This window comes from Umezawaea sp. Da 62-37, assembly GCF_032460545.1.
GTDB lineage: Bacteria > Actinomycetota > Actinomycetes > Mycobacteriales > Pseudonocardiaceae > Umezawaea.
The window spans coordinates 10,108,398-10,134,438 of sequence record NZ_CP135965.1 but is presented as its reverse complement, the minus strand read 5'-3'; the positions used below and the strand labels follow the sequence as shown (position 1 = coordinate 10,134,438).

At 69.4% G+C, this 26,041-nt stretch carries 23 protein-coding genes; 11 read left to right on the top strand and 12 right to left on the bottom strand.

Features of this window, described 5'->3' with window-relative positions; translation table 11 throughout:
- Positions 1–76: 76 nt before the first annotated feature.
- The 6 genes from RM788_RS45785 to RM788_RS45760 form a co-directional block, all read right to left on the bottom strand.
- Positions 77–1,273: a cytochrome P450 gene (locus tag RM788_RS45785; protein WP_315927063.1), complete on the bottom strand. Its 1,197-nt coding sequence runs from the start codon at positions 1,271–1,273 to the stop codon at positions 77–79.
- On the bottom strand, positions 1,273–2,544 hold the full coding sequence (locus RM788_RS45780; RefSeq protein WP_315927061.1) for a methylaspartate mutase: 1,272 nt from the start codon (positions 2,542–2,544) through the stop codon (positions 1,273–1,275). Before RM788_RS45780 ends, RM788_RS45785 begins: the two co-directional genes overlap by 1 nt.
- Positions 2,541–3,026 (bottom strand): cobalamin B12-binding domain-containing protein, encoded by a 486-nt coding sequence (locus tag RM788_RS45775; protein ID WP_315927059.1) that lies wholly within the window; start codon positions 3,024–3,026, stop codon positions 2,541–2,543. Before RM788_RS45775 ends, RM788_RS45780 begins: the two co-directional genes overlap by 4 nt.
- Positions 3,023–4,237, bottom strand: a complete 1,215-nt coding sequence (locus tag RM788_RS45770) for a type III PLP-dependent enzyme domain-containing protein (RefSeq protein ID WP_315927057.1) — start codon at positions 4,235–4,237, stop codon at positions 3,023–3,025. The genes RM788_RS45775 and RM788_RS45770 overlap by 4 nt, the downstream gene beginning before the upstream one ends.
- On the bottom strand, positions 4,234–5,688 hold the full coding sequence (locus RM788_RS45765) for an AMP-binding protein (RefSeq protein ID WP_315927055.1): 1,455 nt from the start codon (positions 5,686–5,688) through the stop codon (positions 4,234–4,236). The genes RM788_RS45770 and RM788_RS45765 overlap by 4 nt, the downstream gene beginning before the upstream one ends.
- A 345-nt stretch (positions 5,689–6,033) precedes the next feature.
- Positions 6,034–7,572, bottom strand: coding sequence for an AMP-binding protein (locus RM788_RS45760; RefSeq protein WP_315927053.1), 1,539 nt, complete (start codon positions 7,570–7,572; stop codon positions 6,034–6,036).
- A gap of 127 nt (positions 7,573–7,699) precedes the next feature.
- Between RM788_RS45760 and RM788_RS45755 the strand changes: the two genes are divergently transcribed.
- On the top strand, positions 7,700–7,945 hold the full coding sequence (locus RM788_RS45755) for a phosphopantetheine-binding protein (RefSeq protein WP_315927051.1): 246 nt from the start codon (positions 7,700–7,702) through the stop codon (positions 7,943–7,945).
- Here RM788_RS45755 and RM788_RS45750 read toward each other — a convergent pair.
- Together RM788_RS45750 and RM788_RS45745 are read right to left on the bottom strand one after the other, a co-directional pair.
- Positions 7,938–8,897 (bottom strand): ACP S-malonyltransferase, encoded by a 960-nt coding sequence (locus RM788_RS45750; protein WP_315927049.1) that lies wholly within the window; start codon positions 8,895–8,897, stop codon positions 7,938–7,940. The two genes, RM788_RS45755 and RM788_RS45750, sit on opposite strands and share 8 nt — an antisense overlap.
- Positions 8,890–9,846 carry a proline iminopeptidase-family hydrolase gene (locus tag RM788_RS45745; RefSeq protein ID WP_315927047.1) on the bottom strand — a complete coding sequence of 319 codons (957 nt, stop codon included), beginning with the start codon at positions 9,844–9,846 and terminating at the stop codon, positions 8,890–8,892. Before RM788_RS45745 ends, RM788_RS45750 begins: the two co-directional genes overlap by 8 nt.
- A gap of 277 nt (positions 9,847–10,123) precedes the next feature.
- On the opposite strand from RM788_RS45745, the gene RM788_RS45740 reads away from it, so the two are divergent.
- From RM788_RS45740 to RM788_RS53260, 4 genes are all read left to right on the top strand, one after another.
- Positions 10,124–11,386, top strand: a complete 1,263-nt coding sequence (locus RM788_RS45740) for a nucleotide disphospho-sugar-binding domain-containing protein (protein ID WP_315927045.1) — start codon at positions 10,124–10,126, stop codon at positions 11,384–11,386.
- Positions 11,377–12,492: a sensor histidine kinase gene (locus tag RM788_RS45735; protein WP_315927043.1), complete on the top strand. Its 1,116-nt coding sequence runs from the start codon at positions 11,377–11,379 to the stop codon at positions 12,490–12,492. Before RM788_RS45740 ends, RM788_RS45735 begins: the two co-directional genes overlap by 10 nt.
- A 20-nt stretch (positions 12,493–12,512) precedes the next feature.
- The gene (locus RM788_RS45730) at positions 12,513–13,166 is read left to right on the top strand and encodes a response regulator (protein WP_315927041.1); all 654 of its coding nucleotides are present in this window, start codon (positions 12,513–12,515) and stop codon (positions 13,164–13,166) included.
- A gap of 86 nt (positions 13,167–13,252) precedes the next feature.
- Positions 13,253–13,573, top strand: coding sequence for a YwqG family protein (locus RM788_RS53260; RefSeq protein WP_399342135.1), 321 nt, complete (start codon positions 13,253–13,255; stop codon positions 13,571–13,573).
- On the opposite strand, the gene RM788_RS45725 is transcribed toward RM788_RS53260, so the two are convergent.
- On the bottom strand, positions 13,458–14,315 hold the full coding sequence (locus tag RM788_RS45725; RefSeq protein ID WP_315927039.1) for an NmrA family NAD(P)-binding protein: 858 nt from the start codon (positions 14,313–14,315) through the stop codon (positions 13,458–13,460). The two genes, RM788_RS53260 and RM788_RS45725, sit on opposite strands and share 116 nt — an antisense overlap.
- A 5-nt stretch (positions 14,316–14,320) precedes the next feature.
- A complete protein-coding gene (locus RM788_RS45720; RefSeq protein WP_315927037.1) occupies positions 14,321–15,121 on the bottom strand; it encodes an SDR family NAD(P)-dependent oxidoreductase in 801 nt (266 codons plus the stop codon).
- An 88-nt stretch (positions 15,122–15,209) separates the two neighbouring features.
- Here RM788_RS45720 and RM788_RS45715 point away from each other — a divergent pair, with 88 nt between their 5' ends.
- Positions 15,210–15,839: a TetR/AcrR family transcriptional regulator gene (locus tag RM788_RS45715; protein WP_315927035.1), complete on the top strand. Its 630-nt coding sequence runs from the start codon at positions 15,210–15,212 to the stop codon at positions 15,837–15,839.
- Between the two features lie 294 nt (positions 15,840–16,133).
- Here RM788_RS45715 and RM788_RS53255 read toward each other — a convergent pair whose 3' ends face one another.
- Both RM788_RS53255 and RM788_RS45705 read right to left on the bottom strand, forming a co-directional pair.
- Positions 16,134–16,505 (bottom strand): hypothetical protein, encoded by a 372-nt coding sequence (locus RM788_RS53255; RefSeq protein ID WP_399345285.1) that lies wholly within the window; start codon positions 16,503–16,505, stop codon positions 16,134–16,136.
- Between the two features lie 58 nt (positions 16,506–16,563).
- Positions 16,564–16,878, bottom strand: a complete 315-nt coding sequence (locus RM788_RS45705; protein ID WP_315927031.1) for a hypothetical protein — start codon at positions 16,876–16,878, stop codon at positions 16,564–16,566.
- Positions 16,879–17,591: 713 nt separating this feature from the next.
- Between RM788_RS45705 and RM788_RS45700 the strand changes: the two genes are divergently transcribed.
- The 5 genes from RM788_RS45700 (at position 17,592) to RM788_RS45680 (ending at position 26,027) form a co-directional block, all read left to right on the top strand.
- Complete coding sequence (locus RM788_RS45700; protein WP_315927028.1) at positions 17,592–19,673, top strand: tetratricopeptide repeat protein; 2,082 nt, start codon at positions 17,592–17,594, stop codon at positions 19,671–19,673.
- Complete coding sequence (locus RM788_RS45695; protein ID WP_315927026.1) at positions 19,670–20,569, top strand: hypothetical protein; 900 nt, start codon at positions 19,670–19,672, stop codon at positions 20,567–20,569. Before RM788_RS45700 ends, RM788_RS45695 begins: the two co-directional genes overlap by 4 nt.
- A gap of 65 nt (positions 20,570–20,634) precedes the next feature.
- Positions 20,635–21,813 carry a toll/interleukin-1 receptor domain-containing protein gene (locus RM788_RS45690; RefSeq protein ID WP_315927024.1) on the top strand — a complete coding sequence of 393 codons (1,179 nt, stop codon included), beginning with the start codon at positions 20,635–20,637 and terminating at the stop codon, positions 21,811–21,813.
- Complete coding sequence (locus RM788_RS45685; protein ID WP_315927022.1) at positions 21,753–24,458, top strand: hypothetical protein; 2,706 nt, start codon at positions 21,753–21,755, stop codon at positions 24,456–24,458. The genes RM788_RS45690 and RM788_RS45685 overlap by 61 nt, the downstream gene beginning before the upstream one ends.
- 336 nt (positions 24,459–24,794) lie before the next feature.
- A complete protein-coding gene (locus RM788_RS45680; RefSeq protein WP_315927020.1) occupies positions 24,795–26,027 on the top strand; it encodes a hypothetical protein in 1,233 nt (410 codons plus the stop codon).
- Positions 26,028–26,041 lie beyond the last annotated feature (14 nt).

Sequence of the window (26,041 nt, the reverse complement as noted above, 5' to 3'; positions counted from 1 at the left end):
TGGTCGTTTCGATCGATCGTAGGTCGGCCCGTGTCGCGGCCGGATCCCCTCAAAAACGGTTAGGGGGAGGGACTTCTCACCACGTGACGCGCAGCAGCGAGGGCCCGCGCACGATCACGCCGTACTCCCACTTCACGCCCTCGCGCCCGTCGGCGAACCGCATCTCCGGGAACCGTGCGAGAATCGCCTTGAGCGCCTCCTGCAGTTCCAGCCGGGCCAGCTGCGCGCCGATGCAGTGGTGCGGTCCGTGCCCGAACGCCAGGTGCGGGTTGGGGCTGCGCGCCAGGTCGATGCGCTCCGGGTCGGCGAACACCTCCGGGTCGCGGTTGGCCGCGTGCAGCGCGGGCAGCACCGGATCGCCCGCGCGCACCACGACGTCGCCGAAGCGGACGTCCTCGGTCGCGTAGCGCGCGAACATCGCCGCGGTGTTGATCGGCACGTACCGCAGGAGTTCCTCGATCGCCGTCGGCATCAGGTCCGGATCGGCCCGCAACCGCGCCAGCAGCTCGGGGTGCGTGAGCAACGTGAAGACGAAGCTGGGCAGCGCCGTGGACACCGTCTCCACCCCGCCGGTGAGCAGTCCGGCGCCCGCGATCGAGATCAGCTCGTTCTCGGTCAGCTTGTCCCCTGCGTCGCGGGCGTAGACGAGCGCGCCGAGCAGGTCGTCGGTCGGCTCCTCGCGCCGCTGCGCCACCAGTCCCGCGACGTAGTCGTCGAGCTGGTCGCCGTAGACGTCGAGCACGTCGCCCTTCGCCGTGGCGTCGCTGACGAGCGCCTGCGTCCACTCGCTGAAGATCTTGTGGTCCTCCCGCGGCACACCGAGCAGGTCGCAGATCACGGTCACCGGCAGGGGCCGCGCGAGGTCCTCGACGAGGTCCGCGCTGTCGCCGTGCGCCACCATGTCGTCGAGCAGGCGGTTCACCAGGTCCCGCACGCCCTCGCGCATCTGCTCCAGGCGACGGGCGGTGAACGCCTTGCCCACCAGGCGGCGCAGCCGGGAGTGGTCCGGCGGGTCCATCCCCATGATGCCGTCGCCCATCTGCTGACGGCGCATCCGCGGCTGGTCGAGGCCCTGCGCGAGTTCCCGGCTGAACCGCTGGTCGGTCGTCACCACCTTGACGTCGGCGTACTTCGTGGCCAGCCAAGCCGGTTCGCCGAAGGGCATCTGCACCCGGCTCATCGGCTCGTCGCGCTGCAAGGCCTGGTACTGCTCGGAAACGGAGATCTCGTGCATGTCGAACGGGTACGCGCGGACTGTCCGGCGTGAACTCATCACGACTCGCCCCCAATCGCGGTCATCGGTCGCTCCAGTGCTTCGGCGTCGTAGGTTCTCTGCACGGTGGACAGTGCCGACATCAGCGTCGACGAGGTGATCCCGTCGGCGTGGCGGCTCTCCACCACGCCGCGCAGCGGCAGCGACCCGAGCTCCGACCAGCAGAGCCTGCCCGCCGGGTCGAGGTAGCTGCGCGCCAGTCCGGCGTTGTCCGGGTGCAGGCAGTACGGGATGTCGAGCAGGCCGCGCTTGAACGCGATCACGATCGCGCGGCCCAGGTCGGCGTGGCTGTTCAGCACGGCGGAGACGAGCGCGAACGCCTCGCGGTAGACCTGGTTGTCGCTGTCCACGGCGACCTTCCCGGTGACCGACCTCGCCGTCGCGCCCGCGTGTTCCAGCGCCGCGATGTTCTCGACGACGGTCGGGATCCGGTGCGCCTCGGCGGTGGTCTTGACGATCAGCCGTTCCGAGCCGGTGGTCACCGCCAGCTCGGCCGCCCTACCGAGCAGGCCGCGCGCGCCACCGGGGGTCCGCGGGAACATGCCCATGTAGGCGTAGATCACGACGTGCCAGGTGGCTTCGGGCAGCAGCTCGGCGCACAGCGCGCGCAGCGCGGAGACCGCCTCCTGGTCCTGCGCCATGTTCGTCTGCTGCGCGTAGCTCACCGAGATGCTGCGCAGCCCCTTGCGGTAGAAGAACAACGCCTCCAGCACGGACAGCGCCACCAGCTCGCTCGGCGGGCAGAGCTGGCCCATCATGCAGCCGCCGAACGTCTCCAGGTGCGGCCGCCCGCCGGGGTGGTCGGCTTCCAGCAGCAGGTCGCAGCAGTGCTCCCAGTTGTGCACGGACTCGTCGAGCGGGGTGCGGCTGTAGGGCAGGCAGTAGGACACCGGGCCGCCCTCGGTGGCGTGCAGGCCCGCGCTGATCATGGCGCGGAAGATGTCCGCGGGCCGCGCCGAGCCGTGGCGGACCTGCACCGGGAAGTCCGGTCCTTCCAGGCCGTCGAGCATCCCGCGCGTGACCTCGGGCGGGTGGTTGACGATCGGGTAGCCGTTGAGGGCGATCCCGTTGCGCAGCGCGTGCGCCACGGAATCGGTGTCGCGGACGCGGGTGTAGCTGTCGAGCGTGAGGGTGCCGACGGTCGTGGCGTCCGCGTTCTTCGTCGCGACCAGCCCGGCGCGCATGGCGACCGGGTCGGCGAAACCCATGCGCGGCTGCACCACCAGCTCGCCCGCGGCGTGCTTGCGAGCGACGAACTCCTCGAAGCTCACGCCCCCGCCCCCTCCACCTGGGCCACGCCCGCGGACAGCGACGCGGCGAACCGGCGGAACGACGTCGAACTCTGCTGGTCGTCGAACACCGCGTCGACCCCGGCGAGCAGCAGCTGCGTGGTCTCCTCCGGGGTCAGCGCCCCGCCGACACCGAGCTTGCCGCCGATCACCACCGGCAGCGCGCGCAGTTCGGGGAAGGACCGCAGCCGCCGGGCCACGCGCAGGCCGTCCTGGTAGCCGTGGCCGTTGACGCTGCTCAGCACGAGCATCGCCGGGCGGCGGCTCAGGCACTCCGACTCCAGCAGCTCGTCGGGCACGCACGCGCCGAGGTTCACCACGTCGAAGCCGAGTTCACCGACGAGCAGCTCGAGGTAGACCAGGTTCCAGGTGTGCGAGTCCGATGCCATGCTGCTGACGATCACCAGCGGCCGGCGCGGCTCGGTGACGACCTCGCGACCGTAGGTCCGCAGTTCCTCCGTCATGGCGACACCTCGTAAGCCCGCTGGTAGTCCAGGCGCGACACCGACACGATCTCGTCGCCGCGCACCACGACCTCCGTCGGCGCGGGGCGGCCGAGGAAGCTGATCAGGCTCGCGGTGACGCCGTAGGCGCCGACGTTGGGCACGGTGACGATGTCGCCGGGAGCCAGTTCGGGCAGCTCGGTCGCCTTGGCGAGGGAGTCGCCGGGAGTGCACAGCGGACCGACGAGGCTGCCCACCTCGCCACCTGCTTCCTCGATGCCGACCGCCGCGGGCAGCAACCTGCCGATTCCGGACAGCCCGCCGAGGACGTTGATCCCGGCGTCGAGGATGACGAACCGGCTGCCGCGGCCCTCCTTGACGTTGACCACGCCCGCCAGCAGCGAACCGCTGCTGCCGGACAGGTACCGACCGGACTCGCAGGCCAGCTCGATCCCGCCGTCGCGCCACTCGGGCAGGTGCAGGTCGAGCAGGTCCTCCAGGCCCGTCCGGAGGTTCGGGTAGCCGGTGCGCGGGCCGGGCACCGCGTACGGCGAGGAGAACCCGCCGCCGATGTCCAGCACCTCCAGTGGCAGCCCGACTTCCCGGCGCAGCTGCGCGGCCGTGCGGAGCACGAACTCGTACTCCCCGAGGAGGCTGCCCTCGTCCTGGGCGTTGCTCATGGTGAAGAAGTGCGCGCCGACCACGCGGGTGCCGGGCACCGACTTGAGCGCGGGCATGAGCGCGGGCAGCGTCTCGGCGTCGATGCCGAACTGCGAGGCGCGGCCCATCATCCGGATGCCGGTGCCGCCGCTGCTGGCGGTGGTGTTGATCCGCAGCAGGCAGGACGCCGTCACCTCGTGCTTCTCGGCGGCGGCGCCGACGTGCCGCAGGTCGGTGATCGACTCGACGGAGAACAGCCGGACGCCCGCAGCGATCGCCAGCTCCAGTTCGGCGTTCGTCTTGCCGGGACCGGTGTAGAGGATCCCGGCCGGGTCGAACCCCGCGGTCAGCGCGTTGGCCAGCTCGCCGGTGGAGCTGATCTCCGCGCGGCAGCCGCCGTTCCGCAGCTCACGGCCGATCTCGGGATGGGGGTTGGACTTCAGCGCGTAGAACACGTGGAAGCCCTCGGGCAGCATGTCGAACAGCTGGTCGCGCGACTCGGCGACCACCTCGAGGTCGTAGACGTAGGCGGGTGTGCCGAACTTCTCGGCGAGATCGTCGTACTTGCTCATTTGCGGCTTCCCTCCACCAGCAGCGCGAGTTCCTTCGTGGCGTTCTTGCCGTGCGCCGTCAGCGGGAACTCGGCGACGACGTGGCACAGGGACGGGACCTTCTGCGGCTCCAGCCGCTTGGACAGCTCCCGCAGCACTGTCGTGGGCGGCAGGTCGGTCTCGACGCAGATGGCGAGGTCCCGCTTCCCGCTCGGCGGGATCGCGCCCGCCGAGCGGACGCCGGGGATGTCCATCGCGGCGGCCTCGATCTCCAGCGTGGACATCCGGACGCCCTTGCGCTTGAACATGTCGTCGCGCCTGCCCTCGAAGTAGAGGTAGCCGTCGGCGTCGAGGCGGCCGTAGTCGCCGGTGTGCAGGCGCGGCTCACCGGTCGCCCCGTCGCGGCGGAAGGTGCGGGCGGAGATCTCGGGCGCGCGCCAGTAGCCCGGCATCACGTGCGGGCCCGCGGCGACGATCTCGCCGATCTCCCCGGCGGGCAGTTCGCCGCCGTCGGCGTCCAGGATCAGCACGGAGGTGCCCGGCAGCGCCAGTCCCGACGAGCCGGGGCGCTCGGTGTCCTGGTCCGGCGGCATGATCGTGATCCGCTTGCACTCGGTCTGGCCGAACTGGCGGACGACCTTGGCGCCGGGGAAGGCCTGGCGCAGCTTGGCTATCGTGGCGTCGGGCAGGGCCGCGCCGGTGTTGGTGAACAGGCGCACCGGCGCGGGCGGCTCGACGTCGCGCTCGGCGAGCGTGGCGATCATGGTGGCGAGCGACGGGACGATCGGCACGACGGTGGCGCCGACCTCGCGCATCCGGTGCAGCAGCCGCAGGTCCGATTCGGCGTCGGCGAGCACGATCTCGCTGCGGCCGACCGTGGTCATCAGCACCTTGTAGAGGCCGTAGTCCCAGGACATCGGGAACCGGCAGAACACCACGTCGTCGCCGCGGTAGCCGAGTACCTCCTGGATCGCGCGGGTGGCGAAGGTGACCTGGCGGTGCGGGCCGATCACGCCCTTCGGCTCGGCGGTGCTGCCGGAGGTGTAGACGAGCACGGCCACGTCGTCCTCGTGGACCTGGACCTCGTCCACGGGAGCGCGGGAGTGCAGGGTCTCCCCGACCTCTCTCCACAGTGGACCGAACTCGTCGGCCGTGATCACCAGCGCCGGGTCGGCGTTGGCCACCACGGAGTCGAACTGGAACCGCTTCATGGCCGGGTTGATCGGCACGAACACCGCGCCGCGGCGCGAAGTGCCGTAGAACAGCGCGACCAGCTCGCGGTTGGTGGGCAGCTGCACGACCACCCGGTCACCGGGCTGGACGCCGCGCCGGGCGAGCACCGCGGCCACGGCGTGGCTCCACGCCTTGAGTTCGGCGTAGGTCCACACACCGGCGCGGTCGCGGACCGCCGACGCCCCGGCCGCGTCGGCCGCCGCGGCGTCGAGCAGAGAATGGATCAGGGAATCGTTCACGACTGCCACTCCGTATGGGCTCGAAGGATCACCGTGTCGGCGCGAAAAGCGCTCCAGCGACGCTTCGAAAACTAACCGCGCCCCGCGGCGGCCCCACACCCCTAGTGGCCCCCTAACCCGCCGGTGGGGGGTGGGGCCGCGGTCGTGGCCTGCTGCCTCCAGGACTTCCGCCCCGACCCCCTGATCAGGGTGTTCGGCACGTGGACGGCAACGGGCGCGGGGTCCTGAGCGGGGCGTGGAACGCCGTACCGCGGCTCGGGACCGCCCGCCCAGCACCCGCTCCCGGTGGTCCCGGCGTGAACGCCCCGAGGCTGTCCATAGGGGTCTGCGCACCTCCCCCTGTGCTCAGCCGACAGGGGTGGGGGCCAGCAGGTAGGCGGCGCGGACGGCCAGTGCCTTGCGGTCGATCTTGCGATTGGAGTTCAGCGGGAAGTCGTCGACGTGCCGGTAGTGCCGCGGGATCACGCCCTCCGGCAACAACTCCCGCAGAGCGCGGACCATCTCGATGACCGGGCGTTCCCCGCCGGTGTAGAACACGAACAACTCGATGCCCGCGCTCCCCGGGACGCCCAGCACCACCGCGTCCTGGACCCCGCAGTCGCGCAGCGCGTGCTCGACCTCGGTCAGCTCGATGCGCCAGCCGAGCACCTGCACCTGGGAATCCAGCCGACCGAGGTAGGCGAGGTCGTCGCCGGCGAGCCTGCGAACCCGGTCGCCCGTGCGGTAGAAGCGCTTGCCGTCGCGGTCCAGGAACCGGCCGTGCTCGTCGGCGGGGTCGAGGTAGCCGGGGGTCATCTGCGGTCCCGCGATGCAGAGCTCGCCCTCCTCGGCGTCCGGGACGTCGCCCGGCCCCAGCAGCAGGTGGTCGTGACCCGCGTGCACCTCGCCGATCGGCACCACGCCGTTCACGGCGACGCGCGGCGTTTCCAGGTCGTGCCAGCGGTAGCCCGCCACGGTGATGGTCAGCTCGGTGGGGCCGTACAGGTTCTCCACGACCGACGACCCCGCCGCGGCACGCCAGTCGGCCGTGTCGCGGACGGTCAGCGCCTCCCCCGCGAAGAAGCTCCACCGCAGCCCCGGCAGCGCGCCGGGGGCCAGGCCACCGGTGCGGCGGACGAGGTCGATGGCGCTCGGCGTGGAGAACCACACGGTGAGCCCGAGCTCGGCCGCGAACTCCGGCAGGTCCCGGTACGCCCGGCGCGGCAGCACGACCGCGGGCGCCCCGGCGCCCCACGCGCAGAACAGGTCGAACATCGCGCAGTCGAAGTTCAGGTCGAACGTCTGCGAGAACACGTCGTCCGGCGTGAAGTCGTACCGCGCGTCGAGCAGGCCGAAGTAGTGGTCGGTCGACGCGTGCCCGATCCGCACGCCCTTGGGACGCCCGGTGGAGCCGGAGGTGAACAGCACGTAGGCGGTGTCCTCCGGCCGCGTCGGCAGCGGTGCCACCAGGGTTTGCGAGGCCGTGGGCCGCAGCACCGCCGGGTGGTCGCCGCAGTCCGGCGCGAGCACGGTGAGCTGCCGCCCGCCGAGCACCTCCGGCAGCAGGGCGAGGCCGCGGGCGTCGGCGACGATCGCGTCGACCCCCGCGGCCTCGACCATCTGACCGGTTCGCGCCGCCGGGAAGTCCGGTCGCAGCGGCACGACCGCGGCGCCGGCGTACAGGGCGGCCAGGATTCCGGCGTACGCGGTGACGCCCTTGTCCGCCAGCACCCCTACTGTGCGGGCCCCGGCCTGGGCCAGCGCGCCTCCCCAGAGCAGCGCCAGTTCGTGCAGCCGGGTGTAGGTGAGCGCCTGGTCACCCACGTGGACGGCCACACCGCCGTCGGAAAGTTCGAGGCCGCGCAGGAATCGCGTGTGCAGCCCGCTGGTGAGACCCGTGTCCATCGTCGTCCTCCGCGTGAGATTAGGGGTGTCGATGCGTCGATCCGGGATGGTGACGCGAGGTAGGGTTCAAAACGAACCGGGCGGTCGGTTTCCTCTCGGTAGATCCAACTAGCGATCCGGAGTAGCCATGTGGGACAACACTTTCGACGAGACGCTTCGCTCCTTCCTCCCGTTCCTGCCCGCGGAGGAGGCGCTGACCGCCCAGACCTCGCTCCGGGAGTACGGGCTCGACTCGCTCGCCACCGTGGAACTGCTCTCCGTGCTGGAGCAGAACTACAACGTGCGGTTCGAGGACGACGCCCTGAACCTGGAGACGTTCGAGAACCCCGGCAAGCTGTGGAGCACGCTGGCCGAGCTGCAGCCGACTAGCTGACGCGCGACGGTCCTGCGCCCCGGCGACGGGGCTGCAGGGCCATGCGCGGGTTCACCGTGACCACTTCGAACCGACTCGTGGTCACGCGGACGCGCCCGAACAGCGTGTCCGGCCCGGCGATCCAGAGCTTGCCCACCCCCAGCCGCTCCAGCGTCGACACGACGTCCGGCCAGCGGAGCGGCTTCACGATGCTGTCGAGCAGCATCGTGCGCACCTGCTCGCCGGTGGTCAGGACCGCGCCGTCCTGGTCGGCGACGATCGGCAGGAGCGGGTCGTGGAAGTTCAGGTCGCCGATCACCTCGTCCTCCGCCTTGCGGCGCAGCGCGCCGAACGCTCGCGAGTGCAACGGCGGCCGCATCGTGTAGAGGGACATCCCGCCCATGCCCCGCACCGCCTTCTTGAGCCAGTCGAGGTTCCGCTCGCGCAGGGAGACCATGTAGAAGTCGTGATCGATGTAGCACGAGATGTCGAACCACTCGCCCCGGCCCTCCAACTCGGACAGCGCGTCGGTGAGCTTCTCCTGCGGCGTGCGGACGAACGAGTGCGTCACCACGTCGGTGTACTCGGTCGCGAAGAACTCGGTGAGGCAGCGGGCGAGCTCCGCGGTCATCCACACCGCGTCCGGGAAGGTGAGGGACCCGGCGTACACGCTGGCGGGCTTCTCGCCGAAGCTCGGTCCGGCGCAGTAGTCGGGGCTCATCTCCTGTTCCTGCTCGGCCCACTCGGCCAGTGCGACGCAGGAGAGCATGAACCCGACCTGGGCGTACTGGGAGTAGTCGCCCTCGGTCTCGCGGAAGCGGTCGACCAGCGAGTAGCCGAGCCGGTCGTTGGCCTCCGCGAGCAGCTTGCGGGCGAAGGGGTTGATGAGCAGGAACTTGCCGAAGTCGGCGAAACGACAGGGGCTCATCCCGGGGAAGACGACCGCCGATCCCAACCGGGTGTTCTCATCCATGGCTGGAGACCTCTCTTTCTGCGCCCCGGAAAGCCGGGGCGGTGGGCTGGACGTCCTGCAGGAAACCCAGCAGGACTTCGTGGAACCGTTCGGGCTCCTCGAGGTGCGGGACGTGGCTGGAGTCCTCGAAGACCTCCCAGCGGACGTCGTGGATCTGGTCGAAGTACGGCTGGACCGTGACGGGCGTGGCCTCGTCGTGGCGTCCCGAGATGAGCAGCGTCGGCACCTCGATGTCTTCGAGGAGGTCGACCACCGAGTAGTCCTTGAGCGTGCCGGTGACCGTGAACTCGCTCGGTCCGTTCATCGCCGCGTAGACGGTGTTGTCGTCCGCCATCTCCATGAACGAGGCCACGTAGTCGGCGGGCCACGGCCGCAGGCGGCAGACGTGCCGGTTGTAGAACACGCGCATCTGCCTGAAGTACTCCGGCGAGTCGGTGGTGCCCGCGGCTTCGTGCGCTCTCAGGTCGTCGTCGACACCGGGCGGGAGCTGGGCGCGCAGCACGTCCATCTCCCGGCGCCACAACGGGTACGACGCCGGCGAGTTGGCGATCACCAGTCCGCGCAGGCCGTCCGGGCGCTGCGCGGCGTGCCGCGCGACGACGAGACCGCCCCAGGACTGTCCGAACAGGACGTAGTTGTCCTCGACACCGAGTCTGCGCACCAGGTTGTCCAGCTCGTCGCCGAACAGCTCGGGCGTCCAGAAGTCCGCGCCCCTGTCCGGCAGCCGTGTCGAACCGCCGCTGCCCAGCTGGTCGTAGTGCACGACCGGCCACCCGTGCTCGGCGAGCGAGCAGAGGTTCAGCAGGTAGTCGTGCGTGCTCCCCGGCCCGCCGTGCACCACGACGACAGCGGGCAGCTCGCCGCCGACGTCACCGGTGACCCGGTACCAGGTGCGGTGCTCGCCGAAGGGGACCCAGCCCTTCGCGGTGGGTGCTGCGGCCACGTTCATCACCTCGTTCGTCTCCCTGACCCGGCGCGCACAGCCGGCATCACGTTCATGTCTATCGGCAGCGGGCATGTCGTCACCACCCCCTAAGGGGCGTCTAAAGCCGTTCCAAAGCGTGCTCGACCTCCCTACCGCAGGGACGTGCGCCGCGGAAGGATTCCTTGCCAGGACAGGGGTTCCCACCCCTATCAGCGCTTTGCGGGGTCGGCCGGACGGCGCGCCCGCTCTAACCTTCTGACCCAGCAGCAGTGTTTCTCCCCCGAGCTCGGAGAGTGCGTCGATGCGCGTCATGATGATGGTGTTCCCGACGAGGACGCACGTCTACAGCATGGCTCCGGTCGGCTGGGCGTTGGCCGCGGCCGGGCACGAGGTGCGGTTCGTCGGCCAGCGCAACCCGCGCGAGGTCCAGCCGTTCCTCGAGACCGGGCTCGACTCGATGTGGTTCGGCGACGACCTCGACGTCGGGCACCACCGGCAGCTCGACGTGGACGGCGACAACGCCATGCGCGGCGAGCACCGGCTTTCGGAGAGCAGGCCCGAGCGCTACACGGAGGACTACGTCCGCACCGTCTACCGCCACTGGGTGGACGTGTTCCGGTGGACCACGCCGGACCCGCTGCTCGACGAGCTCGTGCGGTTCGCCCGGCAGTGGCGACCCGACCTCGTCCTGTGGGATCCGCTGCTCTACGCCGCCCCGATCGTCGCGCAGGCCATCGGCGTCCCGCACCTGCGGATGATGTACGCGGCCGACCAGACCGCGCGGATCGGCGCCCAGTACCGGGATCTGCGCGCGAACCACCCCGAGGACACCAGCGCGGACCCGTTCGTCGAGTGGATGTCCGCCGCGGTGGGCCGCTTCGGCGCCGAGTACGACGAGTCCCTGCGGTACGGCGTGAAGACCATCGACTGCCACCCGTCCTACCTGCGCTACGACGGCGTCGACGTGGACTACCTGTCCGCGCGCTTCGTGCCGCAGAACAAGCCGATGGCGATCCCGCGCTGGGTGCTCGAACAGCCGTCGCGCCCGCGCGTGATGCTGACCCTGGGCATCTCCAACCGGCAGACGCTCGGCGTCGAGGAGACGTCGGTGGCCGACCTGCTCGACGGTCTCGCGGACCTCGACGTCGAGGTGGTCGCGACGCTCGACGCCACCCAGCTCGCGTCGGTGCCGAAGGTCCCGGACAACCTGCGAGCGGTGGACTTCGTGCCGATGAACGAGCTCCTGGCAGGCTGCTCGGCCATCGTGCACCAGGGCGGCGGCGCGACGATCGGCAACGCGGTCGTCAACGCCGTTCCGCAGCTGGTGATCCCCGGCACCACGTGGAGCGAACGGATCTCCGCCGTCGCGCAGGTGGAACGCGGCAACGGCCTGCTGATCGACCTCGACGACATGACGCCCATGTCCGTCCGGAGTGGACTCGAACAGCTGCTGACGGAACCGTCGTTCCGCACCTGCGCGCTGGAGGCGCGGGACGAGATGCTGGCCAGGCCGACGCTGGACGACCTCGTGCCGGAACTGGAACGGATCGCCCGATGCCGGTGATCGGGCGGCCGAGGGTGCTGCGCACCATCGGCTTCCTCATCGCGAGCCTGCCGATCCGGCTCGTGGCGTTCGTGCTCGTGCTCGTCACGACGCTGGTCGGCATCTCCACCATCATGCTGTGGATCGGCATCCCGATCCTGATCGTCGCCACCTCCCTCGTCCGCGGCTTCGCCGACCTGGAACGCGGCTGGGTCCGCGTCATGCTCGACGTCGACGTTCCGGCGCCGCGAACGCTGCGGTACGGCCCCGGACTGCTGGAGACGTGGCAGGCCAGGTTGGTGGACCAGACCACGTGGCGCGAGCTGGCCTTCACGCTGCTCGCCTTCCCGCTGGGCGTCGTGGAGTTCGTCGCAGGGGTCATCTCGATCGCCGTGCCGCCGTTCGGCATCTTCGTGGCGCCGCACATCGGCGCCCTGCACGCCACGCTGACGCTGTCGATGCTGGGGCCGAACCGGACGGCGCTGCTGGAGGCCCGCACCCGGCAGCTGACGGACTCGCGCGCCCGCGGCGTCGACGCGGTCGAGGCCGAGCGCAAGCGCATCGAGCGCGACCTGCACGACGGGGCGCAACAACGCCTGGTGTCCGTCGCGATGAGCCTTGGCCGGGCGCAGCTGAAACTCGACTCCGACGACCCGTCCGCCGTGCGCGAACTGATCGGCGCCGCGCACACCGACGCCAAGCTCGCGATGTCCGAACTACGCGACCTCGCCCGCGGGATCTACCCGCCGGTGCTGCAGGACCGCGGCCTGGACGCGGCGCTGTCCTCGCTCACCACCCGGATGCCGATCCCGGTGGACATCGAGGTGACCGTCGAACCGCGCCCGCCCGCCCCCGTCGAGACCACGACGTACTTCATCGTCAGCGAGACGCTCGCCAACATCACCAAGCACTCGGGCGGCGACCGCGCGTCGGTGCGCGTGACGCGCGACGACGAGACCGTGGTCGTCGAGATCATCGACAACGGCCGCGGTGGCGCCTCCGTGCGCCCCGGCGGCGGCCTCGCCGGGCTCGCCGACCGGGCCGCCACCATCGACGGCGTGCTCACCGTGGTCAGCCCGCTGGGCGGGCCGACGGTCGTCCGCGCCGACTTGCCCGTCCGCTGGTGAAACTCCCTGGGAGCACGAAGATGCGCGTGGTCATCGCCGAAGACTCCGTCCTGCTGCGGGCCGGGGTGCAGAGCCTGCTCGCCGACGTCGGCATCGAGACGGTCGCCGCCGTGGACAACGGCGTCGACCTGCTCGTCGCCGTGCGCGAGCACCGACCGGACCTGGTCATCACCGACGTCCGGATGCCCCCGACGTTCACCGACGAGGGACTGCGCGCGGCGCTGGCGGCCCGCAAGGAGATCCCCGGCCTGCCCGTGCTGGTGGTGTCGCAGTACGTGGAGGGCAGCTACGCCGTCGACCTGTTCGCCGAGAGCACCTCCGGCGTCGGCTACCTGCTGAAGGAACGCGTCGCTGACGTGGCCGACTTCCTCGAAGCGGTCCGCCGGGTGGCGGGCGGCGGCTCGGCGATCGACCCGGACGTGGTGGCCCAGATGCTCTCCCGCAACCGCGACCCGTTGGGAGGCCTGACCGCCCGCGAGACCGAGGTCCTCGGCCTGATGGCCCAGGGACTGTCGAACGCCGCCCTCGCGAAGAAACTGGCGGTGACCCAGGGCGCGGTGGAGAACCACATCGGCAACATCTTCGCCAAACTGGGCCTCGAGGCCAGCCGCGACGAGAACCGCCGCATCCGCGCGGTCCTCACCTACCTGGACAGCACGACCATCCGCACCTGACCCCGGCTCGTGACCCCACTCGGGCCCGTCGTCTCCGCCCCTGGCTTGCTCGGCTACCGGTGGGCGTGGCGTAACCGGGCGATCCGTTGCCGTTCATCGGCTCCGTCGACTGCGCGGCCCTTCCGCGGGCCGATGGACTTGGCCTGCCGGTGAACGGCACGCTGCTGTTCTTCCATGTCTTCCTGCACCACGAGGAAGACATGGAAGAACACCCCACCACTGAGTTCTCGCGAGTCCTCTACGTCCCGGCAGACAAGAAGGCAGAGGTGACCTCGCCGCCGCCCGTCGCGCTCAGGCCGGCGCGCAAAGGGGCACGAGGAATTCCGGCACCGTCTGGGGTTTGCGCCCGATCAGCCTTTCCAGGTCGCCTGACGTCCCGGCGAAGTCGCCTGCGGCCAGCGAGGTGAACCACTCGGCCAGGAACTGCGCCACCGGCTCGGGCAGCCCTTCGCCCGTGCGCTCGGCGACGTACTCCCGCACGCTCACGTCCTGGTAGCCCACCTCTCCGCCACTGGCGGCGGTCACGATGGCCGCCACCTCGGCCATCGTGACCGCCTCGCTCCCTCCGAGGTCGTAGGAACGACCTTCGTGCCCGGTTCCGGCCAGCACCGCGGCATTGGCTTCGGCGAGGTCGCGGCGGGTGGCGAGAGCTGCCTCCGATTGCCCCGCCGGGACCCGCAGCCCGGTGGTGAGGGCACCGGAGCCCAGCATCGACGGCAGGGCGTCGAGGAAGAGCGGGTAGCGCAGGACCGTGACGGCCGAACCGGACTCGCGCAGTGCGGCCACGGTGCGCTCGTCCCACTCCGTGACCTGACTGATCCTGGCCGGGCTGTCCGCTCGACGACGCGTCGCGGTGTAGTGGACGTGCCGCACGCCGGCTCGCACCGCCGCCGCGACCGCGTTGAGGTGTTGGGTGATGACGTCGCCGAACGGCGGGGCGGAGATGAGCAGGAGCTTGTCGACCCCGGCGAACGCCTTCTCCAGGGATGGCCGATCGTGGTAGTCGCCGACCCGGACGTCGACGCCGCGGGCGGCCAGGTGGCTCGCGGGAGCCGGGTCGCGGACGAGCACCGCGACCTCCTTCGCGGGCACCCGGTCAAGCAGGAATTCAACGGTCGCACCGCCGAGCTGCCCGGTCGCACCGGTCACGAGGATCACGCCACGGCCCCGACGATGGAGGGCTTCGTCGTCGTCCAGCCGCCGTCGACGTCGATGACCTGCCCCGTGAGGTAGGAACTCTGCGGCGAGGTGAGGAACAGCACCGCCTCGGCGATCTCCTCCGCCTCGCCGACCCGGCCGAGCGGAACCTGTTCCACGTAGTGGGCCAGCAGCTTCTCGTCGTCCACGATGACGGCGGACATGTCGGACCGCGTCACCGCGGGCCGGACCACGTTGACCCGGACGCCGCGACCTCCCCACTCGGCGGCCAGCGCCCTGCCGTACGAGTCCAGCGCGCCCTTGCTGGCCGCGGCGAGTGCGGTGCCGCTGTTGCCGAGGCCTGCCAGGGCGGACGAGAGCGCCACGACGGCACCGCCGCCGAAACTCGCCATGTGCTCGGCCGCCCGCCCTTGGAGGACCACCGCGGCGCGCACGTTCAGGTTCAGGATCGCGTCGACCTCGGCTGTGCTGGCCTCGTCGCTGGCCCCGACATGCCCGGTGCCCGCGTTGTTCACGAGGATGTCGAGTCGGCCGACGGCGGCGATCGCCTGGCCCAGCACCCGGCCGGGCGCTTCCGGTGCGGACAGGTCGGCGGTGATCGCGACGGCGTCGTGGGGCAGCTCGTCCACCAGCCGCTTGAGCACTTCGGCGTCTCGCCCGACCACCACGACCCGCGCACCGGCACGGGCCAGGCGACGGCTCACGGCCGCCCCGATCCCCCGCCCGCCCCCGGTGACCAGCGCGGTCTTGCCGAGCAGCGGCGTCAGCACCTGCTGGTCGGTGAACGTCTCGGTCACAGATCCTCCCGTAAAACGATCGTTGTACTTTCATCGGCGACCGTAGCCTCGATATTCGAAAAAGTAAAACGATCGCTATACTTCGGCCATGACCGAGTCGGCGAGCGGCACGACGGGAGGACGGGGCGCCCGCGAGCGGATCCTGACCGCCGCCGCCGCGCTCTTCTACGAGCAGGGCATCAACGCGACCGGGATCAAGCAGTTGACGGATGCCGCGCACGTCTCGACGCGAACCCTGTACCAGCACTTCGCGAGCAAGGACGACGTCGTGGCGGCCTACCTGGAGCGGTGGGACACCAAGAGGTCGCTACCCAACGAGGCCGCCCTGCACGATCCCGACCAGCCGCCGCTCACCCGACTGCTCGGGCTCTTCGCCGATCCGCAGGCGGGTTCACCAGCCCGCGGTTGCCCGTTCCACAACGCGGCCGTCGAGGTCGCCGACGGCGAAAGCCCGGTTCGACGGCTGGTCAGCGCGCACAAGCAGCACGTGCTGCGACTGATCGTGCAAGCGGCGACCGAGGCGGACCTGACCGGGCCAGAACAACTGGGACACCAACTCGCCGTCCTCTACGAGGGCGCGACCGCCTGGCACACCTCGACCGGCGACCAGGCCGCGTTCACCCACGCCAGGACCACGGCTTCGACCCTGCTGAGACTGGCCGACCCGGTGAACGCGACCCCGACGACCACCGACGGGAAGGATCCCGGCGACCATTGAGCACTCGACGGAACGGCATACCTCCGAACGATGCTGCCCCTGCCTTTCGGAAAGGGCTTGCCAGCCCGCCGAATCCTCGCACGCCAACAAATTCTCCCGGTCCCGCGATCCTCATCTCAGCAAGCCCTCCAGTTCAACTCCGGTGCTGCGGTCCCGTTCTATGCACGTGCACCACCCCCTCCCACGACTGTGTCCATCGCCGGGCACTGCTCGTCGGACCAAACCCGCACCGCGGCAGCCTGTTGCGCATAGGCGTGGCGGGCCGGGTGTTGTAGCAGCTCGATCTGTCGATCATCAAAGCGTCTCGCGGCGTGTTGATTCCACCAACGGGTGTGACTCGTTGGTCAACGCGGTGAGCGAGGGCGTGCCTGAGTACGGCGACACCGAAGTTGGAGTAGCGGTACCGCGCGCCTGCCGTGCGGTGTGGTCGATGCCGGAAGGCTTCGAGCAACCGCCCTCGGAGTAGTCGGCGAACGAGTTCGCGGCGCTTCCGGCCAGCACTTGCCAGGAGAGATCGCTGATGCGGGGCAGGGTGGGGTCGGAGGTGTGCGTGCACAGTTGGCCCACCGTGATCGACGTGGCCGCTGCGGCCCTCTCGGAGACCGGGAGGCAGAGCCGCGTCGGTGCGCTGTACGGCAAAGATCCTTTGTGGACGGAATCGGCCAGCAGGAGGCTGGTGGCGGCCTTCGACGCGGTCCCGATCTCGTAGTGCAGACTCCTACGCTCACCGGTGGGTTCGCCGCGAAACCGGAGACGACCAGTGTGCGTTCGGGGTGGTCGAAAAGACGAACACCACGTCCGGGGCGTCGATGCTGTCGGCCGCTTTACGAAGTCGCCGTGCCATTGTCCCGGCCGTCATGCGAGCAGGGTTACCAGAGCATGTGAGGTCGCCATCGGGGAGGTTGTCGCTGACCAGCATCACACCGTCCGGCACCTGCGCGGGGAGACCGGACTTCGCCACGCCGCCCTTGCGAGTTCGCGCGCGCCGCGGCGACTCACCAGCGTCCTCGAAGACCTTCGCGGTCTCAGTCAGCGACAACCGCGGCAACGTGATGGTTGCACCTGGTGCCGACGGCTCAAGTCCACCAGCACCACGTGATGCCCATTGCCCGCAAACGTCTTGACGTCGGCCACTTCGGAGTGGACGACGATCAGCAGTGGCATCTTCGGCCGCGCGTACAACGCGGACTCGTGAGCGTTGGTCACGTGCACAGCGATCAGCGTCGGATTCGACCGCCACACCCCCGATGAACGCGATGCCGTCATCCGCATCGGCACGGACCTGGAGGACTGCGGGTAGACCTGCGAGGAACCCACGGAGGCCTGGCTTCAGCCGTGTGCCTGGCGAGCGGCAGCCCGGCAGGCAGCATCGGATCCAGCACGTCACCCAACTGGCGCAGCCCGTTCGGGACGCCAACGGCAAGTACGGCGCGACCGCAAGAAGAGGGTTGACCAGCACCAGCATCGCAGCACAGGAGTCGATGGCTGCGAGCAGTGCTCACCGAAATCGCGTTCCCAGTATGACCGCCCACGCCACGAAAACCGGTCCGCGCCGTAGCAAGCATCGAGCCGGTCGGCCAACGCCGTCGCCACCTCCCGTCCCTCGTGGCCCCAGTAGTTCATGAAGATGGCAGCAGGTCACGCTCACTCATGGTGACAACACCATGCCCGCACGTTCCACTGTCTGGACGCTGAAGACCGGTCGCATCGCGTCGATAACATCCACATGGACTACGCGCAGGGATTGGCTCCATGACGACGAACCCGCCGCACAGAAAGGTCGACAACCAGGTCACAGCGCATCGCGTCGACCACCTGGTGCAAGCGGGAACGATCGCAGGCGATGTCCATCTGCATTCCACGCCGGCTCAGGCGGTCGTGCCTCGTCAGATGCCACTCGCGAACCGCTGGTTCACCGGCAGGAGCGGCGAGCTCAACGCCCTCACCGCCGCCGTGGACGCGGGACATCACGTAGCTGCGGTCGGCACTGGAGGAGTGGGCAAGACGAGTATCGTGCTGCACTGGGCCCATCTCAACGTCGACCGATTCCCCGACGGTCAACTCTTCGTCAACCTGCGTGGCCAGCACGTCGCCGACGGGTTGAGGGCACTGCTCAGCGGACTGGACTCGGACCACAGCACTCTGCCTGCGAGCTTCGAAGCCCAACTCGGTCGGTACCGCAGCCTTCTGGCAGGACTGCGTGTGCTGATCGTGCTCGACAACGCCACGGACAGCACCCAGGTAACACCGCTGTTGCCGGGAAGCGGCCCCAACACGATGCTGATCACCAGTCGTGACCGCCTCGACGGACTCCATTCCACCACGGGCGTACACCGGATGGTGGTGGCCACCATGGCCAGGTCCGACGCGGTCAACCTGATCATGCACCGGATCGGTGCTGCCAGGGTGAGGCGGGAAACCACAGCTCTGGCGGAACTGATCGGCTACTGCGGCGGACTGCCGCTCGCACTTGCGGTGGTGGCCGGACGGCTGGCCACTCGCACATCGTTCCCACTCGCCGCGGTGGCGGCCGAGTTGCGGGACGCTTCGACGCGGATCGAGGCTCTGGACACAGGCGAGCAAGGGGCGACACTTACCGCTGTGTTGTCCTCTTCATACGACTCGCTCAGTTCCGACGCACGTGAAGTACTGGAGCTCATCGGACTGACAGCGTTACCGGACTTCGGGATTGCCGCGCTGACAGCGCTCGTTGACGCCACACCTGGCGAGGTACGAGCACGGATGCGCGAACTGGAACGAGCTTCCCTCGCTGACGAGCACCTTCCCGGAAGGTGGCAGGTGCATGACCTTGTGCGACTGCACGCCGCCAACCAGGCTCGGGATGCCGGCGAGTCGGCAGCACGGCTGGTCGAACACTACCTGCACACCGCGTTTTCAGGCGATCACGAACTCGACCGCAACCGGTTGCCGCTGCGAACCAACCCTCCGATCCCCGGCAGCCATCCCCTCGTGTTCAACGACTACGAGGCCGCGTTGGCCTGGTTCGACCTTGAACACCAGTGCTTGATAGCCACGCAACAGATGGCGAACGAACACGGCTGGCACGCCCATGTATGGCAGCTGAGTTGGGCGATGCACTCGTACCGCTGGCGCCGAGCCCGCATCCACGACCAAGCCGCCGGCTGGCAACTGGCGCTCACTGCCGCGGAAAAGCTCGGCGACGCGCGGTGGACAGCTATCGCACACAGGCTGCTCGGCGCCGCCAACGCCCGCACCGGGAACCTGGAAGACGCGTTCCGCCACCTCGTGCAGGCGCTGACGATGTTCACCGAGCAGGAAAATCCGGCTGGACGCGGTGACGCGCACCGGGCGCTCGCCAGGGCGCACGAGCGAATCGGCAACTACGGACAAGCACTGGAACAAGCCGAAGCCGCTCTGGACCTCTACCGGGAGACCCGTCAACGCCACTGGGAAGCGGACGCCCTGGACCTCGTCTGCTGGTACGAGGCGAAGCTCGAACGATTCAACGACGCCAGACGGCACGGGACCGAAGCGCTGGAGCTGTACAGACGGCTGGAAGACCACGACGGCGAGGCGACCGCGTTGGACAGCCTCGGCTACATCGCCCACCGCAGTGGACGGCAGACCGACGCCGTCGAGCACTACGAGCAGGCGCTCGTCCTGCTCAGGAACCGCAACAGCTACCACGAGGCCAACACCCTCGACCGACTCGCCGAACTGCACTCCGAGCGAGGTCATGTCGTCGATGCGCGAGCGGTGTGGGAGCGGGCGCTTGTGCTGTTCCGCGCCCAGCACCTCGTCGGAGAGGCCGATCGTGTACAACGGCGACTCGACAGCTTGGGGGGCACGTGATCGGTCCTGCCAGCTTTCCCACGCCGCATCTGGCCTTGCGGTCCGCCGACGAAGCAGAACTGACACGAGCACGCGCGTTCGCCAGCGTGCAGGCCGTGGCCGCGGAGGCGATGCGGGTCAGGCTCACCACCGGCTGGCGGGACCGCGACACACGGGTGGCACAGCTGCGCGCGGCCCACCGGGACCTGGTCGACTGGCGTTGCGATCTTGCTTCAAGAGCTCCGGGGAGGCTCGGCATCGGCATCCCGCAGGAAGCGGATCGGTTTCGCATGACCATCGACGAGCACGGCGCGAACTACGACCGCATCGGCTACATCGGCCGTCTGCGAGCCAACCCGGTGTGGGACGAGAGCACGCGCACGTTCCGCGGCGGCCGCAGCACACCCGCGCACGAGACAATGTTGGAATACGGCAGGGAGGCCACCGCCCGGTTCGCGGCTGACGACGACGTGCTGCGCAACCCGGTGATTCTACCGGGCGGTGAGGTACTGCCGGGCAACAGCCTTGTGCGGGGCCAGGCCGCGATGCGGATCGCAAATGAACTCATTGCGCGCATCGTGCGCAGGCAGGGCCACGCGGACAACGTGGAAACCGGCGGCGATCCGATTTACGTGGTGTCGGCGAGCCGAGCCGCCCGCGCCAGGATGTTCGCCGAAGCCGTGGACTTGCTCGCGGCCGGGGAGCCCGAGGATCTCGAAACCTGGCAAGCGGCCAGGTACCTGCTCTACCAAGCACCGATCACCAAGAAGGGCAGTGACGCGGTGACCAGGACGTTCCTGGTGGCGGTGGGTGCGGTGACGCTGGGGCGGGCACCGGTCCTGGCGCAGGACGTCGACCTCCGATGTGTCGTGCTCGGACAGGACAGGGCGACCAGGATGCCAACCGATGTCAAGTGATGCGTCCCGCCCTGCGGTGATCGCCAACCCCGGCCGGCGCAACTCGCTCAAGCCCATGTGACGACGTGCAGGGCACGGCACAAATCGACTTTCAGGAAGCCGCCGACCACTGCAATCTCCGACTCGCTCACGCAGGTCGAAATCAAGGTCCAACATATTCCGCATTTCTGCGGTCGGATAAGATCGCGACCATCATGAGGTCCGCTCGGGTGTGCATTTTCATCAGTTTTCGTGGTGGCGATGGCGAATTCGTCGCCGACTCCCTCGACCAGCACGCACGACAGCGCTTCGGCAATCTGGCCGTCTTCCGGTCCAGCAGGTCGATCGGGCCTGGTGACGTCTTCCCACCAGAGCTGCAGCGAGCGATCGATCAGTGCCGGGTCATGCTGGTGGTCGTCGGTCCGAACTGGTTCGCGCGCGGGGTCGACGGAAGCAGGCGCATCGACAAGTCCGACGACTGGGTTCGCCACGAGGTGCGCTCGGCGCTGGCCAAGGGCGCACGGGTCGTCGTGGTCAGGTTCAACGGTGCGTCCAGGCTGTCCCCGGACGACCTGCCCGAGGACATCAGGGGCGTGGCGGTTCGGCAGGACTGCGAGGTGACGCACAGGAACATCACCCACTCGCTCCCGGCACTGATGGACGAGCTGTTCCGGCTCGAACCCGACTTGCGCATCGGCGCGACGGACGGCTTGGAGGGCTTGGACGAGTGGTGGGCCGGCTGGTCGGGCATCACCCGGCCGGTGTTGCCGCCTGCTCTGCCGGTGGCCGGCCGGGATGCCGCGGTCCGCGCACTCGGCGATTGGTTGGCCGCCCCTCCCGACCTGTTCCAACTCCGTTGCGCGTCGTACGACGACGGCAGCGCCTTCGCCGCGGCGGTGCTCGACCTGCACCATGCCGATGTGCGAGCGGTCCGCGTCACCAGCCACGCGGGCGCGACCCACTGCGCCGACCTGCCCTCGCCGCTCCTCGTGGTGGTCGCCGCTTCGGACGTCGACGTCCAGGCGTTGGTGGCGCGAGGTCTGCACGTGCTCCTCCTGCTGCACGTCCACACGTCGAAGGCCAGCGAGGATGGGCTGACGCTGCCGAGGCTGTCTGCGGCACAAGCGCTGGACGTCTTCGTGGAGGCCGGACTACCGCCTGCCCGGGCCGGAAAGCAGCGGGTACGGCCCGACGGAGCATGGCGGTGTTGCGCTGGAAGTTCTCTCCCGGCCTGCGAGCCCCCGAGTGGCCGGTCGACGCGATGAGCGGCTTGGTGCTGACCGGCTCCTGGTCGACGGTGGAGCGCTTCGCGGACCGGGAAGCCATCGCCGGCCTGCTCAAGGCAGACTGGGAGGAGATCGAGAGGTCCGCGCTGGCCACCGCGGCTTCCGAAGCGCCCCTGCTCCACCGGTCAGGAACCAGGTGGCAACTCGCCGATCCGGAAGCCGCGTGGATCGTGTTCCGCAGCTTCCTCACCGGATCGGTGCTGGAGCGCTGGCACGCGATGGCTGTCGCTGTCCTGACCGAACGCGATCCGCTCCTCGACCTGCCGGACGGTGAGCGGTTCGCCGCCAAGATCACGGGTGTCGATCGGAAGTACTCGGACGAACTCCGAAAAGCCATCGCGCTCGCCGCAGCACTGATGGGCGCGGACGACGAGGAGCGGCTTTCCGACGGGCGGAGTGGTCAAAGCCACGCGTCGCAGCTCGTCCGGGAGGTCCTCGACCTCTGCAACGCCGACAGGTCCGGAGGGACGTGGCAGTCGGTGGCGGAGGAACTCCCCCTGCTCGCCGAAGCCGCACCAGCCGAGTTCCTGGCCGCCTTGGACCGGGCACTGGCCGGAGATGACCCACTACTCGCCCCCGTGCTCGATCAGGGTGGCAGGCGTCCCGGTCGCTTCGACGTGGAGGTGTGGTTGTTGTGGGCGTTGGAGACCCTGTGCTGGTCGTCTGAGCACCTGCCGCGCGCGGTTCGCGCACTGGCTCGGCTGGACCAGGTCGTCACGGTGCGGCCGAATGACTCCAGTCAGCCGTTGGACAGCCTGCGCCGGGTGTTCCAACCGGGGTGGGCCTGCACGTCCGCCACGTTGGACATCCGACTCCGCGTGATCGACGGGTTGTGGGGCGCGTACCCGGAGACGTGCTGGAAGCTCTTGCGGGAGTTGGTGTCCCTGCCACCGTCGCGACTGCACCAGCGAACCCACGAGCCGGAGGTTCGCGATTCCTGGTCACCGGAAGTGGAAGGACCGACGCCGGATGAGATCGAGGCCGCGCTCGACGGCATCGCCGAACGGGTGGTGGTCGCCTTGGCGGCTGGCCAGCACCGCTGGATCGACCTCGTCCCCCTGACCGTCCACATCCCGGTCCGGCAGCGGGACAGGATCGTCGCGGAACTGCCTGAAGCCGACTTCGGCGCTTTGAACGACGAACAACTGCTGCGTTTGTGGTTGGAACTCGACGAGTTCGTGCGCTTTCAGCGCAGTTACCCGGGTATGGTCGCGGATCACGTGGTGACGACGTTCGCGGCGGTGGCGGCGCGGGTCGAACCCCACGGTCGTGCCGAGCGCTACGTCTGGCTGTTCGCCGCCTACCCGCGGTTGCCCGGCATCGACTGGCACGACCTCGCCGCGTACGACCGTGAATTGGCCGGACTACGGGCCGACGCAGTGCGGGAGGTGGCAGACGCGGGCGTCACCGGCCTGCTGGAGTTGGCACGGCGCTCCGAGTCGCCTGAGGTGGTCGGAGCGGTGACCGCGCAGGCCGTCGGAGACCTGCTCTTGGACGACGTGCTGCTGCTCCTCGGCGGTACGGCCAACGAGGCCGGGTTCGCTCGGAGCTGGGTGGAGACACGCGCTCGGGAGGGCGGTGAGCCCTGGTGGCACCCTCTGGTCAGCACGATGACCACGTGGAGCACACGGGGGCAGGCCGAGTTCCTGATCGCCCTGTCACGGTCCGCGGACGTCTCGAACCTCCTCGACGTCGTCGACGGAGAGGTGGCGGAATTGTTCTGGCGGCAAGTTCCTTACTGGCCCCCGATGGGAGGTAACCACGAGCGGTTCTTCGACCTGTTGTTGGGACACCGTCGCCCGTGGTCCGTGATCAGTGCCCTGGCGAGGACCCTTCACGTGGACGCAGACGCTCAATGCCTGCAATCTCCTGCTCTCATCACCAGAGCGCTGACCGGCGGCGCGTCGGACGGCAGTGTCGAGCAGCCCCACCAGAACGCGGTTTTTGACGTTGGTCAACTGCTCGACCACCTCACCGACCTGGTGGGCGACTCGGCAGAGGTCGTGGGACTGGAGTTGATCTACCAGAGCGCCCTGTTCGCTGATCGAACTCCGCGAGCCCTCTACCGCAGGATCGAGAAGGATCCGGAAGCGTTCGTGGAGATCATCCGCATCGCCCATCCGGGTAAGGGCGAGCCGCACTCACCTGTACGCGTCCCGGCCTACCTCGCTCTGCGGAACTGGCGCTGGCGGCCGGACGGTGAACTCGGCCTCGAACGGCTCACCGACTGGATGCGACGGGCACGAACGCTGCTGTCCGAGGACGACCGCCTCCTGAGGCGCGGCGACGAGGTGTTCGGAGCCATGCTGACGGGGGTGCCAGCAGGTGAGGACGGTCTGTGGCCCGTGGAAGTCGTGCGGGATCTGCTCGACGCGGCGGACAGCGATGCGCTCGCCGATGGCTTCGTGCTGGGTGTGATCGGCAACCAGGGGACCACCGTTCGCGGTGCGTTCGACGGTGGAGACCAAGAACACCGACGTGCCGCGGAACTGGAACGCGATGCCGAGGCGATCGCGCCCCGTTGGCCGCAGGCCGCCGCTGCGCTAAGGAACTGCGCACGCGCCTTCCACGGCTTCGGGCTGCACAACGACGACGATGCCGAGGACACCCAGGATGAGTTCTGATGGGTTGCGCCAGACGGTTCGAGGCGGAGGAGAGCGGTCACGATGACCTCGACTCCCGCCTCGGGCTCCTTCGACCACGACCGCTGGCACCTGCGCCAACCCGGTGACCATCCGAACAGCTCGCAGTTCGCCTCCGCTCACGAGTCGCACCACAAGCAACTCCAGGACTCGACCAGCTTCGGGGCGGTGGCACGGACCTACCACGCCCTGTGGACGGCCACCGGAGACGAGCGGCACCGCGAAACGGCGGGCGCGCTCACGCGGGCGAGCAGCCGACTGCAGGAGGCGTTCGCCTCGTGGTTGCCCGCACTATCGCTCGGGTGGAGCCGCGACCGGGTGGTGCGGAGCTACCCCGCCTACAGCGGGCACTTCGACGCGATGGCGGACGTCGTCGCTGCGCTCGACAGCCCGTACCTCCGCTTCCACGTGGCCCACGCCGCGTCGAGGGCCTGCATGCAGACCAGGGTGATCGAGCGCGTGCTCGACATGGGCTTGGAGGCCTTCTCGTTGGCAGCGCTGCGGGAGCGCGAACTGCCGGACCTCCGGTTCGGGCGGTTGCGCCGCACCCCACCGGACTGGCAGGCGCACCTCCCCGACGACCCGCGCCTCACCGCACTGCTGGAGCCCACCACGCTCACCGCGCAGATGTTCGACCCCGCGCTGGAAGAACTGTGGGTGCTGGTCAACGAGACGATGTACGACGCGGCGGTCTCGGTGCTCGGCGTGGACGACACGCTCGGCGTGAACGAACACCTGCTGTGGACGCCGAAACTCGTGTCCGCGGCCCAGGAGGTCGCAGGCGCGGTCGACATCCGACCTGGTCGGCTGCTGCGCCAGTCCGAGACGCGGGCCGTGGTGCTGGGCAACATCGAGACCGAGGGGTTCTCAGTCGCCGACCCCCTGCCCGCCCGCATCCAGCCCAGCTCCACCGCCCTGGAACTGATGGCCGCTGATCTGGAGCACCCGCACCTGTTCGCCACCGTCAGGAGGTCGACGTCGCTGACCGACAACTACGCCTGGGAGCCGGGGAGCCGTCCTCCTCCGGGCGATGTGCTCTGCGTGGTGCGCCGCACGATCCACGAGGACGACGGCCGCCACGTGGTGGAGTTGCGACAAACCACCGACCTCGCCGAGGTCCACGGGAGCGAACTCCCCGTGGTCGCGGTCGTGCCGTGTTCCCTGCTCGACCACCCGGCCACCGCAGGGTGGCGGCCGGCACGGACCGCGCTGTTGCTCGACCTGCCGCTCACCGAGCACTTGGACCTGTGGCTGAACGCGCCGAAGAGCCGGTTCCACTACACCTTCCTGCGCGTCGAGTCGTTCGGCCGGGTGGTCCCGTTCCTGGTGGGGATGATCGAGCAGGACGGCCACGCGTTGCCGTTGATGCTGCGCCCGCTCTCGCACGCCGGTGTGGGCGTGCACCAGGCCGCGCTGGCGGAGCTGTACCCGCCGGGTGGGCAGGTGGTGGCCGACCACGCGTTCCTCGAAGCGCACGACGAGGTGCTGGGGCTGGTCCTGGCACACCTGGCGGGCGAGGAAGTCCGGTTCGACAACCGCATGGGCCGGTGACGAGGCGTGTGGAG